Source organism: Paracoccus sp. SY (assembly GCF_002901215.1).
GTDB classification, from domain to species: domain Bacteria; phylum Pseudomonadota; class Alphaproteobacteria; order Rhodobacterales; family Rhodobacteraceae; genus Paracoccus; species Paracoccus acridae.
Genome location: NZ_NWMQ01000035.1, coordinates 1 through 12,621 on the forward strand (window position 1 = coordinate 1; position 12,621 = coordinate 12,621).

Annotated in this window: 14 protein-coding genes; 5 read left to right on the top strand and 9 right to left on the bottom strand. The window is 63.9% G+C overall.

Going from position 1 to position 12,621, the window contains the following annotated elements:
- From CK944_RS17500 to CK944_RS17510, 3 genes are all read right to left on the bottom strand, one after another.
- A partial coding sequence (locus CK944_RS17500; protein WP_239986131.1) for a pyridoxal-phosphate dependent enzyme occupies positions 1–338 on the bottom strand: 338 nt, incomplete at its 3' end.
- Between the two features lie 33 nt (positions 339–371).
- A complete protein-coding gene (locus CK944_RS17505) occupies positions 372–1,559 on the bottom strand; it encodes an alanine--glyoxylate aminotransferase family protein (RefSeq protein WP_103174369.1) in 1,188 nt (395 codons plus the stop codon).
- Positions 1,560–1,687: 128 nt separating this feature from the next.
- Entirely contained in the window at positions 1,688–3,073 is a 1,386-nt protein-coding gene (locus tag CK944_RS17510; protein ID WP_103174370.1) for an SLC13 family permease, read from the bottom strand.
- A 386-nt stretch (positions 3,074–3,459) separates the two neighbouring features.
- Here CK944_RS17510 and CK944_RS17515 point away from each other — a divergent pair, with 386 nt between their 5' ends.
- Positions 3,460–3,876 (top strand): CopG family transcriptional regulator, encoded by a 417-nt coding sequence (locus CK944_RS17515; RefSeq protein WP_103174393.1) that lies wholly within the window; start codon positions 3,460–3,462, stop codon positions 3,874–3,876.
- Between the two features lie 20 nt (positions 3,877–3,896).
- The gene (locus tag CK944_RS17520) at positions 3,897–4,931 is read left to right on the top strand and encodes a PHB depolymerase family esterase (RefSeq protein ID WP_103174371.1); all 1,035 of its coding nucleotides are present in this window, start codon (positions 3,897–3,899) and stop codon (positions 4,929–4,931) included.
- 49 nt (positions 4,932–4,980) lie between these two features.
- On the opposite strand, the gene CK944_RS17525 is transcribed toward CK944_RS17520, so the two are convergent.
- The 6 genes from CK944_RS17525 to napE are packed head-to-tail and all read right to left on the bottom strand — an operon-like array spanning position 4,981 to position 9,573.
- Positions 4,981–5,664 carry a NapC/NirT family cytochrome c gene (locus CK944_RS17525; protein WP_103174372.1) on the bottom strand — a complete coding sequence of 228 codons (684 nt, stop codon included), beginning with the start codon at positions 5,662–5,664 and terminating at the stop codon, positions 4,981–4,983.
- A 1-nt stretch (position 5,665) separates the two neighbouring features.
- Positions 5,666–6,124 carry a nitrate reductase cytochrome c-type subunit gene (locus CK944_RS17530; RefSeq protein WP_229665197.1) on the bottom strand — a complete coding sequence of 153 codons (459 nt, stop codon included), beginning with the start codon at positions 6,122–6,124 and terminating at the stop codon, positions 5,666–5,668.
- Complete coding sequence (gene napA, locus CK944_RS17535) at positions 6,124–8,631, bottom strand: periplasmic nitrate reductase subunit alpha (RefSeq protein WP_103174374.1); 2,508 nt, start codon at positions 8,629–8,631, stop codon at positions 6,124–6,126. The genes CK944_RS17530 and napA overlap by 1 nt, the downstream gene beginning before the upstream one ends.
- The gene (locus CK944_RS17540; RefSeq protein WP_103174375.1) at positions 8,616–8,885 is read right to left on the bottom strand and encodes a chaperone NapD; all 270 of its coding nucleotides are present in this window, start codon (positions 8,883–8,885) and stop codon (positions 8,616–8,618) included. Before CK944_RS17540 ends, napA begins: the two co-directional genes overlap by 16 nt.
- Positions 8,878–9,384 (bottom strand): ferredoxin-type protein NapF, encoded by a 507-nt coding sequence (locus CK944_RS17545; RefSeq protein ID WP_103174376.1) that lies wholly within the window; start codon positions 9,382–9,384, stop codon positions 8,878–8,880. Before CK944_RS17545 ends, CK944_RS17540 begins: the two co-directional genes overlap by 8 nt.
- Before the next feature lie 3 nt (positions 9,385–9,387).
- Entirely contained in the window at positions 9,388–9,573 is a 186-nt protein-coding gene (gene napE, locus CK944_RS17550) for a periplasmic nitrate reductase, NapE protein (RefSeq protein WP_103174394.1), read from the bottom strand.
- A 252-nt stretch (positions 9,574–9,825) separates the two neighbouring features.
- Between napE and CK944_RS17555 the strand changes: the two genes are divergently transcribed.
- From CK944_RS17555 to CK944_RS17565, 3 genes are read left to right on the top strand one after another with little or no spacing between them, the layout of a single operon-like run.
- Positions 9,826–10,761: a manganese catalase family protein gene (locus CK944_RS17555; RefSeq protein ID WP_103174377.1), complete on the top strand. Its 936-nt coding sequence runs from the start codon at positions 9,826–9,828 to the stop codon at positions 10,759–10,761.
- Positions 10,762–10,812: 51 nt separating this feature from the next.
- Positions 10,813–11,430, top strand: coding sequence for an SRPBCC family protein (locus CK944_RS17560; RefSeq protein ID WP_103174378.1), 618 nt, complete (start codon positions 10,813–10,815; stop codon positions 11,428–11,430).
- Complete coding sequence (locus CK944_RS17565) at positions 11,430–12,617, top strand: zinc-dependent alcohol dehydrogenase (RefSeq protein WP_103174379.1); 1,188 nt, start codon at positions 11,430–11,432, stop codon at positions 12,615–12,617. The genes CK944_RS17560 and CK944_RS17565 overlap by 1 nt, the downstream gene beginning before the upstream one ends.
- Positions 12,618–12,621 lie beyond the last annotated feature (4 nt).

A 12,621-nucleotide genomic window follows, 5' to 3' on the forward strand; every position in this document is an offset into this window, starting at 1 on the left:
ACCACGTTGCAGGGAATGCCCCGGCGCATCGCCGCATAGCTGAGGCAGGAGGCGTGGTTGCCCGAGGAATGCGTGGCAACCCCCCGCGCCGCCTGCGCCTCGTCCAGGCCGAAGACGGCGTTGGCCGCGCCGCGCACCTTGAAGGCGCCGGGCTCCTGGAAGTTCTCGCACTTGAAGAACAACCGCGCCCCCGTCAGCTCGTCGAGATAATCCGAGGTGCGCACCGGCGTGCGCCGGATATGAGGCATGATGCGCTCATGCGCAGACAGCATGTCCGCGTAAGTGGGGATGTGCAGGGGGGACGTCATCAGCGCGCGTGGCCTCTTGTCTGCGGTCATGGGGCGCCCTTGGCGGGCGCGCCACTGGCCTTGTCAGGCATCGATCCCGGGTGCGGGCGTTTCCTGCAGGTATTGCATGGCGACGCCGACACCGCCCTTTTCATGCGGAACCTTGGCCTTGGCCAATCCCATCTCGACGCCGCTCAGCGCACCGATCAGGGTCAGGTCGTTGATGTCGCCCAGATGGCCGATGCGGAAAATCTTGTCCGCCACCTTCGACAGCCCGCTTCCCAGAGAGATGTTGTAGTGACGCAGGGCCTCGGACCGGAAATGGTCGGCGCTGTGCCCTTCGGGCATGACGACGGCCGTCAGGACGCCGCTTTCGTGTCCCTGGCGGTTGCACAGGACATCCAGCCCCCAGGCACGCACGGCGGCACGCGTGGCCGCGCCGTGACGCTGGTGCCGGGCGAAGATCGTGTCCAGCCCTTCCTCGTGCATCATCTTGATGGCCTCGACCAGGCCATAGAGCATGTTGGTCGCCGGGGTATAAGGGAAATAGCCCTTGGCATTGATGGCGATCATGTCGTGCCAATCCCAATAGGACCGGCGCGTGCCCCCCGCCTTCGACACCTCCACCGCCTTGGCGCTGACCGCGTTGAAGCTGATCCCCGGCGGCAGCATCAGGCCCTTCTGCGACCCCGAGACCGCCACATCGACGCCCCATTCGTCGAACCGGAAATCGATCGACCCCAGCCCGGAGATCGTATCCACCATCAGCAGCGCCGGGTGTCCGGCGGCATCAAGGGCGCGCCGCACATCGGCGATCGGCGAGACCGAGCCGGTCGAGGTTTCGTTGTGAACGACGCAGACGGCCTTTATCCTGTGGCCGCTGTCGGCGCGAAGGCGCTGTTCGATCTGGTCGGGATCGGCCCCGGAACGCCAGTCCCCGCCGATGAACTCGGCCTCGATGCCAAGCTTCTCGGCCATCTTCTTCCACAGCGTGGCGAAATGGCCGGTTTCATACATCAGGACGCTGTCGCCTTCCCGAAGGACATTGGCAAGCGCCGCTTCCCATGCCCCGGTGCCCGAGGACGGATAGATGATCACGTCCTGCGTGGTCTTGAAGATGGTCTTGATCGCGGCAAGCGCCTCAAGTCCCAGTTCGCCGAATTCGGGGCTGCGGTGGTCGATCACCTGCGCGGACATCGCGCGCAGGACGCGGTCGGGCACCGGGCTTGGGCCTGGTATCTGCAGAAAGTGCCGTCCGGAAACATGGGTCATCTGGGTTCCCTCACTCAAAGCGCCAGGCGCCATTCATTTGGATAATGTATTCATTATTACAGTTGGCTTGTCAACGGGTGTGTGACTTCCGCCGATCCGGCCGGGCAGAACCCCGGCCGCAGTTGCTCTCAGTTGGGGATGACGACGAAGATCAGCCACAGGACCAGCGGCGAGACCAGGGTGACGAGCGTGCCGAACTTCATCAGCTGCTTGAAGAAGATCTGCCTGTCGATCCCTTGCGCGTTGGCCAGAACCAGGGCTCCGCTGGTCGAGAAGGGGCTGACGTCCACGATCGTCGATGCCACGGCCATGCCGGCGATGAAGCTGATCGCGCCGATGCCGCCGTCCCCTTGCAGGAACGGAACGGCAAGCGGGATCAGCGCGCCCAGCAAGGCCGTCGAGGAGGCAAAGGCCGACACGATGCCGCCGATATAGAACAGCAGCAGCGCCGCCAGCATCGGCGACGCCATCGAGGCCACGCTGTTGCCCACGAAGTCGATGGTTCCCATGTTCTCGAGCACGGCGATATAGGTTCCGACTCCGGTGATCAGCATGATTTCCGGCCAGGCGATCTGCCCCACGGAACGCTTCTGATGGGTCGGCTGGCAAAGCGCGATCAGCAGGCCGACCGTCAGCGAGACAAAGCCGATGTCCATCTTGAAGGCCAGAACCATGAGGGCAACGGCCGCCAGGCCGACCAGGGTCAGGATCTGGACCGGGCTGCCATCCTTCATGTTGGCATAGGACACGTCATCGACCAGCTTGTTGGTGTCGCCGCGTCCGCCTTCCTTTGCCACGCGCTTCGACAAGGCCTCGGCCTCGCTGTCGCCGAAGATTTGCGGGCCGCTGGCCGACCGGGCGATCTCGACATGGGGGACGGGATAGGCTTCGCCCAGGTCGGCGCGGGCGCGCATCAGTTCACGTCCGCCCAGCATCATGAACAGGATCAGGACGACGATGCCATTGCACAGGAAGCTGGCGGCAGCGGTGGTCAGCGGGCTCAGCGGCAGGCCCGCGCGTTCGACGACGCCATTCGTGATGCCGCCGAATATCCCTAAGGGCGAGAAGGCCCCGGCAGAGGCGCCCATGGCCACCATCATCCCCATCAGGAGAGGAGAAATCTGATACCGGAAGGCAAAGCTGAGGGCGATGGGGGCGACGATGGCCACGGCCCCGGGCGTCACGGCGCCGATCGAGGTCAGCACCGCTGCGATCGCGAACATGATCCAGGGAATAAGCCCGACCCGGCCCTTGACCGCCCGGACGGCGGCACGGACGATCCAGTCGATCGTGCCGTTGTTCTGGGCCAGTGCGAACAGCCAGGTGATGCCCGCCAGCGTCAGGAACAACCCGCTGGGAAAATCGGCGATGATGTCGCGGGTGGTTACCCCGGCGACCAGTGTTCCCACCAGGAACGCGCCGACGAAGGCAAGAACACCGATGTTGATGGGCAATAATGTGGCGATAACGAACATCGCACAAAGCAATAGGATGGCGATCAGATGATCAGTCATGCAGGCCTCCCCTCCTGGACATGTGATGATCCGGGAAGGCTACTCAGATTCGAATTCATAATAAAGAATAAATTATTAGACCTCAGACTAATGGTTACTGCTGCGACATGTGCGTTAGATTATTGATGCTATTTAGCCAGTTATGCTGATTGAACTGCCCGACCAAGCCACCATCCGGTCCTTAGCGTATCACTCGGCTGGGACATGCCTGCCGCAGCAGAAGCGGCTTGAAGCGAAGATGCGCGCCGTCTGGAACGGTGCCGGAAGGACCGTCCTGGGACAGAACGCGCTCTGCTTCCTTCAGTTTTTCGCGACACGACCAAGATCCACCCTTGATCCTGATCCCGTATCATCCATATACCATCCATGTGGATGGAATGAAGATGATGGCAGAGATACGCAGCCTGCGGGACAAGACACCCGAAACCGAAAAGATCACGATCAACCTCGGCTATGTCGATCTTGGCCGCATCGATCTTCTGGTCCAGGAAGGATTCTATTCGAACCGCAGCGACTTCATCAGGACGGCGATCCGCAACCAACTGGACAGCCACCGCGACATCGTCGCCCGGTCCGTCGAACGACACATGATGGACATGGGCCTGAGGGATTTCAGCCGGGCCGAGCTTGAGGCCGCCCAAAAGGCTGGTGAGGTTCTGCATGTGAAGGTGGTCGGCTTGGCACGTTTTGGCCCGGACATCACGCCGGAACTGGCAAGGGCCACGATCGGTTCGATCTCGGTCTTGGGGGCGTTGCAGGCCAGCCCCGACGTCAGGAAGGCCCTGGCGGACCGAATTCTCTAGCCCCTGCAAAGGACAAACGGATGAAGACCTTTGACGTCGGCGCCTTGCGCCAGGCGATTGCCAAGCTTCGGCTTGACGGGCCGAACGATCTTGTGCAACGCACCCTGGCCCAGCATGGGCTGAGCGTTCCGGGCGAGGGGACGGGCTTTCAACCGCCCTTTGGTGCTTCGGGCGCGCAATCCGCCGCGGATCCGGTTCCGCCGGGCGCCAGCATCACGACCGACCGCTTCTCCTGCAAGGCTGGCAGCCGCGAGTATCTGGCCTATCTGCCCGCCTCGGCCAGCAAGGGCATCCGGGGCATGATCGTCATGCTGCACGGCTGCACACAGACCCCGGCCGATTTCGCGCGGGGGACGGGCATGAACGCCCTGGCCGAAGAACACCGGCTGCTGATCCTTTATCCCCATCAGTCGCGCGGCGAGAACGCCCAGTCCTGCTGGAACTGGTTCAGCATCGGCGATCAGCGCCGGGGTCGGGGCGAGCCCGAGATCCTGGCGCAGATGGCGCTTGACCTGGCAGGCCGCCACAAGGTGCCCCGGGATCGGATCTTCGTGGCGGGTCTTTCCGCCGGTGCGGCCATGGCCGTCATCCTGGGCCAGACGCATCCCGATGTCTTTGCCGCGGTCGGCGCCCATTCCGGCCTGCCCTTCGGCGCCGCCAAGGATGTGCCTTCGGCCTTCGCCGCCATGAACGGCAACGACCCCGGCCAGACCGCGCCGCGCCGGGACGCAAGACCCACACCGACCATCGTCTTTCACGGCAGCGCCGACCGGACCGTCCATCCTCTGAACGGAGAACGGATCGCCGCAGCCACCCTGGCCGCAGGACCGGACCAGACCGTTCTGGAACGCAAGACCGGCAGGATCGGCTCTCGCGGTTACAGCCGCGAGATCACCGCCCTTGTGGACGGTGGCATCCTTCTGGAACACTGGGTCATCAACGGCCTGGGACATGCCTGGTCGGGCGGCAAGCCCGGCGGATCCTATACCGACCCCCAAGGCCCCGATGCCAGTGCCGAGATGGTGCGCTTCTTCCTGGACCGGCCGGCGCGCTGACATCCTTGCACCGTGCCGCCCACGCTCCGGCCGGCCCAACGCCCGATGCTCAGGGCAACTGGCCCAGATAGCTTCGGACCTCCTCTGCTTCCGTCATCCCCGGCAGTACCTCTCCCTGGAGTTCCGGTGGCACGGTCCAGCCGGGGTCCACGCCCGTCATGTCCGGCAGTTCGTGGGCGATGCCCTGGTGGCACTCGATGCAGGTGCGTTCGCCGGACAGAAGATACTTGGTGTGGATTTCCGCCGCGCGCGGCGCCTGGCGTCCCAGGTCCATCGCGATGGCCGAATGGCAGTTGCGGCATTCCAGGCTGTCATTTGCCTTGAGCCGCGCCCATTCGCGCTTGGCCATCACCAGGCGATGTTCCAGAAACTCCTGCCTTGTGTCGATGGTGCCGAAGATCGAACCCCAGACCTCTTTCGAGGCCTGCATCTTGCGGGCGATCTTGTCGGTCCAGTCATGCGGAACGTGACATGCAGGGCAACCCGCCCGCACCCCGGACCGATTCGAGTAATGAACCGTGTGGGACATTTCCTCGTACACGTTGTCGCGCATCTCGTGGCAGGAAATGCAGAAGCCCTCGGTATTGGTGAATTCCAGGGCCGTGTTGAACGCCCCCCAGAACACGACGCCGCCGACAAAGCCGCCAAGCGTCAGGAAACCCAGACCCAGGGTGCCCGCCGGGGTCCACAGGACATGCCAGAACCAGCGGAAAGGTTGCAGGATCCGGCGCATGTCACTCCCTCCCTGCGCCGGTCGCGCCCATCTCGGACATGTCGGTGAAGGTGTTCTCGATCAGGGCGGCCGCATCCGCCTGGGGCACATGGCACTGGGTGCAGAAATAGCGCCTGGGTGACACGTCCGCCAGCATCTGCCCCTCGCGCGTCATGTAATGGGTGATCGAGATCATCGGCGCGCCCGACCCTTGCGTCATCTCGCGCGTGTGGCAGGACATGCAGCGGTTGGTGTTGACCGAAAGCTGATACCCCTCGATCGAATGGGGAATGATCGGCGGCTGTTCGGGATAGGCGCGCATCTGCCGCACGTCGTCGGTGACGAAGCGGGGGATCGGCGCGGCCGGACCCGACTGCATCGGATCGGGCTGCGGCCCGGACAGTTCGGACACATTCTGCGCCATGACGAAGCTGGCGGCAAAGCAGGCGGCAAGGACAAGCGAAAGGCGGATCTGTCCCATCACACGCGCTCCACCCGGACCGCGCATTTCTTGAAGTCGGTCTGCTTCGAGATCGGGTCCGTCGCGTCCAGCGTCACCTTGTTGATCAGCTGGCTGGCGTCGAACCAGGGCACGAAGATCACGCCGGGCGGCATCCGGTTGCGGCCACGGGTTTCCACGCGGCTGCGGATCTCGCCCCGACGAGAGACGATGCGCACCTCCATCCCCTGGTTCAGGCCGCGTTCGCGGGCGTCGATGGCGTTCATGAAGACCTTGGCGCCGGGAAAGGCCTTGTAAAGCTCGGGCACGCGCATCGTCATCGACCCGGAATGCCAGTGTTCCAGAACCCGGCCCGTCACCAGCCACATGTCGAATTCGTCGTCGGGGCTTTCGGCGGGCGGTTCATAGGGAACGGCGATGATGACCGCCCGGCCATCGGGGTTGCCATAGAATTCGACCCCCTTGCCCGGCTTGACGTAAGGATCGTAACCCTCGCGGAAGCGCCACAGGGTTTCCTGGCCGTCCACGACCGGCCATCGCAGGCCGCGCACATCGTCGCTTTGATAGACGTCGTACGGGGCAAGGTCGTGGCCGTGACCGCGACCGAAGGCGGCATATTCCTCGAACAGGCCCTTCTGGATGTAGAAGCCGAAATCCCTGGCCTCCTGGTTCGCGTAATCCTCGCGCAGATCTGCCAGCGGGAATTGGTCCACCTGGCCGTTTGCGAAGCAGACGTCGAACAGGGTCTTGCCGCGAAACTCGGGATGGGCGTCGAGGATCTCGGCGGGCCAGGTCTCGTTGGTGGTGAAGCGTTTCGAGAATTCGACAAGCTGCCACAGATCCGACCGCGCCTCGCCCGGCGCATCGACAAGCTGGTGCCAGGCATGGGTGCGCCGTTCGGCATTGCCATAGACGCCCTCCTTCTCGACCCACATGGCGGCCGGAAGGATGATGTCGGCGGCCATCGCCGTCACCGTCGGATAGGCATCCGACACCACGATCAGGTTGTCGGGGTTGCGATAGCCCTGGTATGTCTCGTTCTGGGAGTTGGGCGCGGCCTGAAGGTTGTTGTTCACCTGGATCCAATAGAAGTTCAGCACCCCGTCCTTCAGCATCCGGTCCTGCAGCACGGCGTGAAAGCCGGGCTTCGTGTTCAGAAGCCCGTGCGGCAGCTTCCACAATTCTTCCGTATGGGCGACATGTTCGGGGTTCGTGACCACCATGTCGGCAGGCAGGCGGTGGGCAAAGGTCCCCACCTCGCGCGCCGTGCCGCAGGCCGAGGGTTGGCCGGTCAGCGAGAAGGGCGAATTGCCCGGTTCCGAGATCTTTCCGGTCAGCAGATGGATGTTATAGAGCATCTGGTTGGCCCAGACGCCCCGGACATGCTGGTTGAACCCCATCGTCCACAGCGACATGACCTTCCGGTCGGGATCGGCGTAAATCTCGGCCAGATCCTCCAGGAAGCCCGGCTCGACCCCGGAAAGCTCGCTGACGTAGTCCAGCGTATAGGTCGAGACATGCTCCTTGAAGGCCTCGAAGTCGCTGTCCTCCATCAGGCCGGGATTGCCGGCGCCGGTGGCGGCCAGTTCCAGTTCGTGTTCAGGCCGCAGGCCATAGCCGATATTGGTGGCGCCTTTCTTGAAGACCGTATGCCGGTCCACGAAGTCCTGGTTCACGCGCCCGGTCTGGATGATGTGGTTGGCGATATAGTTCAGGATCGCCAGATCGGTGCCCGGCTTGAACACGATCGGGATGTCAGCCAGATCCATCGACCGGTGGGTGAAGGTGGACAGGACCGCGCATTTTACATGCGGCGTTCCCAGACGGCGGTCGGCCAGTCGGGTCCACAGGATCGGATGCATCTCGGCCATGTTCGAACCCCACAGCACAAAGGCATCGGCATGTTCGAAATCGTCATAGCAGCCCATCGGCTCGTCGATGCCGAAGGTGCGCATGAAGGCCACGGCGGCCGAGGCCATGCAATGTCGCGCATTGGGATCGAGGTTGTTCGACCGGAACCCCGCCCGCATCAGCTTGGTCGCCGCATATCCTTCCAGCACGGTCCACTGGCCCGACCCGAACATGCCGATCCCCTCGGGGCCCTTTTCGGCCAGGACCTTCTTGACCTTTTCGGCCATGACGTCGAAGGCCTCGTCCCAGCTGACCGGCTCGAATTCGCCGTTCTTGTCGAACTGGCCGTTCGTCCGGCGCATCAGCGGGGTCGTCAGCCGGTCGGCGCCGTACATGATCTTGGACAGGAAATAGCCCTTGACGCAGTTCAGCCCGCGATTGACCTCGTGCTGCATGTCGCCATGGGTGGCGACGACCTTGCCTTCCTTGACCCCGACCATCACGCCGCAGCCGGTGCCGCAGAACCGGCAGGGCGCCTTGGACCACTGGATCTTCAACGCCTCGACCCCGCCCGGAACGGGCTGGGACAGCGCCTGCTGCGGCAGGCCCGCGGCGGACGCGGCAAGCGCTGCGGCATGCGCCTTGAGAAGCTGGCGCCGGGTCAGGTCAAGGGGCATGGCAGTTCCTCCGTTTCCTCGGCGTGTTCGAAGACCATGCTGGCCGCGAGAACGCCCTTCATCAGGTTGATTTCGGTCAGCCGGTCCCCCAGCGTCCCGGTGCTATTCCCTTCGATGGTGACGATCAGGCGGGTGGCGTCGCCTCCGTGGATTTCGACGCCTTCCAGCCGCCCGACCACGTCGCGAACCTCTGCCATCGCTTCCGGGGCGACCGTCACGACGGCGGATGACACATGCCAGCGTGGCTCAGGCATCCTCGACCTCTCTTTCCTCGGTTTCCCGTTTCACGGCGGGGATCGCTTCGGCCGGGCAGGTTGCCGAACAGGCCCCGCAGCCGGTGCAGGCGGCCGTGTCGATCCGCGGCAGGAACGGTGCGCCGATCCGTGGCTGCATCGCGATCGCCTGTTCGGGACAAGCATCCCGGCAGCTCATGCAGGCGATGCCCGCATGGACCAGGCATTCAGCCGAGATCTGCATCACATGTCCCATGCGCCGGTCGGGCAGGAAGACCGGTTCGGGACAGGACGCGGCGCAATCGCCGCAAAAGATGCATTCGCCTGCCTCGGGCCTTATCGCCACGCCGTCCGACGCCAGGACCAGGATCGCCTGCGGACAGGCATCGACGCAGGCCCCGCAGGCCGTGCAGGCGCCTAGCGACGTGATCGAGACCCCCGGCGGGCGCGGCAGGAATGGCGCAGGGCGGGCCATGCCGCGCAACAGGTTCCGTCTCGATATGCCGGGACGGGCGTCCATGTCCTAATGCCCCGACGGGCCAGGGGGTCCGGCGATCATCTGGTATATCCAGACAAGAAAGCCGTAGCCCCCCACGAAAGCTACGGCAACGATTGGCCAGATACCAAAAGCCAGAAGCAGGAACTGCGCCATCTCTCCGCGGCGCGTTGGTTCTTGCTTCTCGGGTGCGGTGGCATGTCTGTCCGACATTGCTACCTCCTCGGTTGCAGTTCTGATGGCGTTCTGCTGTCTGTCTTGAAAGGCTAGCAAAGGTCTTTATTGAAATTCAACTCTCACGGGATTTTTCGGGGAAAAAATTTCTCCGCAAGAAAATAAGGGCTCGCCAGGTCACATGGCCGGCGACGGCGCAGCCAAGTCGTTAACCTTTGTTGGCCGCGCCGGGGGAACGGATCCGGGTGGAGGGTGTTTCCCCCCCGCATTCCTCATCCCCGGAGAACGTCCATGTTCCTGCGAGTCGATAAGCTGCAAGTCGAACTGCCCGCCCCCAAGCGCCAGGATCCCAATGCTGGCGCCGCCCTTCAGGAACTGCTTGGCGGCAAGTATGGCGAAATGTCCACGCTGGGGAACTATATGTTCCAAAGCTTCAATTTCCGCAGCAAGTCGAAGCTGCGCCCCTTCTACAGCCTGGTCGCGTCGATCACGGCCGAGGAACTGGGCCATGTCGAACTGGTCAGCAACGGCGTGGCCATGCTGAACAACGGCCCCGACGAGCCCGGAAGGGACGAGAAATTCGGCGGCGACATCTCGAACGCGCCGTTCGAGGAGATGAAGGACATCCGGTCGGCGGCCTCGTTCTACAGCCATGCGGGCGGGGCGATCCCGGTCAACTCGAACTCGATGTCCTGGAACGCGGACATGGTGACCACGACCGGCAACGTGATCGTGGACCTTCTGCACAACTTCCACCTGGAATGCGGCGCGCGGCTGCACAAGCTTCGGGTCTATGAATCGCTGACGGATGCCAACATCACCGGGCGCGAGGTTTGCGGATACCTGCTGGTGCGGGGATCGGTCCATGCCCATGCCTATGCCCTGGCGCTGAAGAAGATCACCGGCGTCGATCTGGACAAGTTCCTGCCCACGCCGAACATCCCGCTGGGCAACATCCCGGAATGCCAGAAATACCTGGCCGAAGGGTCGCACCGCCGCCTTTATACCTTCAGCCCCAGCGATTATCAGGAAATGCGCGGCATCTGGGGCGGCGGCGGCGAAACCGCCCTGCCCGACGATCCGCCCGGCGAACTGGAAGTGGTGGACGGCCTGCCCGACGGCGGCAAGATCCATGACCTGACGGGCGTGCCCTCGGCCTTCACCCCCGATTACGCCCCCGAGGAGATGTTCGAGATCGCGGCCAAGCTTTACCAGAAGTCGCGCTGAGACCGATTGCGGCCGCCGGGCAAGGCGGCCGCATTTTCCAAGGAGGCCCGGATGACCCGACGTTCCCCCGACCTGCCCCTTGCGGCCACCGTTCTTGCCCTGTCCATCGGCGCGGGCCTGGCCGTCGGGAAAGCCATGCAATCCAATCCCAAGCGCCCGCACGACAGCGCGCCGGGCCGGACCGCCAGGAGGTCCAGCTTTGGCGGCTATCAGGTCGTGGGCCGCACCGTGACCATCAAGGCGCCGCGCAGCCGCATCTACGAGATGTGGCGCAACCCCGACCACCTGACCGATTTCATGGAAGGCCTGGCCGCCGTCCAGGTCAACGGCAATGACGTGACCTGGGTCATCGACACCCCCGACGGCCACCTGCCCATCGAGACCCGCCTGGTCGAGGATCGCCGCGACGAGGCGCTTGCCTGGCGGTCCGTGGAGGGCGCCGAAGTCGAGATCGAGGCAAAGGTCCAGTTGCGCGACGCCCCCGCCGGGCGCGGAACCGAGGTCGAGGCCCATATCGCCTGGCGCCCCCGAGCGGGCATCGTCGGCCAATGGGCGGCACGGCTGCGCGGCACCGACCCCAAGATCCGGGGCAAGCAGGATCTGAAGCGGCTGAAGATGCTTCTGGAAACCGGCGAGATCGCCACTTCGGCCAACAGAAAGGCAGACTGATGCGCGCATTGACCTGGCATGGCAAGCATGACGTTCGCGTCGATACCGTTCCCGACCCGGAAATCGTCAACCCCCGCGACGCCATCATCGAGGTGACGGCCACCGCGATCTGCGGATCGGACCTGCATCTTTACGACGGCGTGATCCCCGGACTGGTCCCCGGCGACATCCTGGGCCACGAATTCATGGGCCGCGTGGTCGAAACGGGTCCGAAATCGACCCTGAAGAAGGGCGACCGGGTGGTGGTGCCCTTCACCATTTCCTGCGGCGCCTGCTTCTTCTGCCAGCAGCAGCAGTTCTCGGCCTGCGACAATTCCAACCCGGTGGAAAAGCAGGAAGCGTCCGAACTGCTGTATGGCCATCCGATGAGCGGGCTTTTCGGATATTCGCACATGACCGGCGGCTATCCGGGCGGGCAGGCGGAATATGTGCGCGTGCCGTTTTCCGATGTGGGTCCGATCGTTGTGCCCGACGGCGTGTCGGACGAACAGGTGCTGTTTCTGTCCGACATCCTGCCAACCGGCTGGATGGCCGCCGAGAACGCCGACATCCAGGACGGCGACACCGTGGCCGTCTGGGGCTGCGGGCCGGTCGGGCTGTTCGCGATCCAGTCGGCGCTGCTGATGGGGGCCCATCAGGTGATCGCCATCGACCATTATCCCGGCCGCCTGGAGTTGGCGCGCAAGCTGGGCGCCAAGGTCATCGACTATACCCAGACCCATGTGCTGGAGGCCCTGATGGAGATGACCGGCGGCATCGGTCCCGACGCGGTGATCGACGCGGTGGGCATGGAAAGCCACGGCTTCGCCCCCGACCGGATCATGGACGCCCTGAAACAGAAGGTCGGCATCGGCGCTGACAACGTCCATGCGCTGCGAATGGCGCTGATGGCGGTTCGAAAGGGCGGGCGCGTGTCGATCCCCGGCGTTTATGGCGGACTGGCCGACAAGTTTCCCATCGGCGCGCTGATGGAAAAGGGACTGCAGATCCGCACCGGCCAGACGCATGTGCAGAAATACACCCGCCAGCTGCTACACCGCATCCTGGAGGGAGAGATCGACACGACCTTCCTGATCTCTCACCGCCTGTCGCTGGAAGATGCGCCGACCGGATACAGGAACTTTCACGGCAATCAGGACGAATGGACCAAGGTCGTCCTGACGCCCGGCGCGGCAAGGGGGATCTAGGATC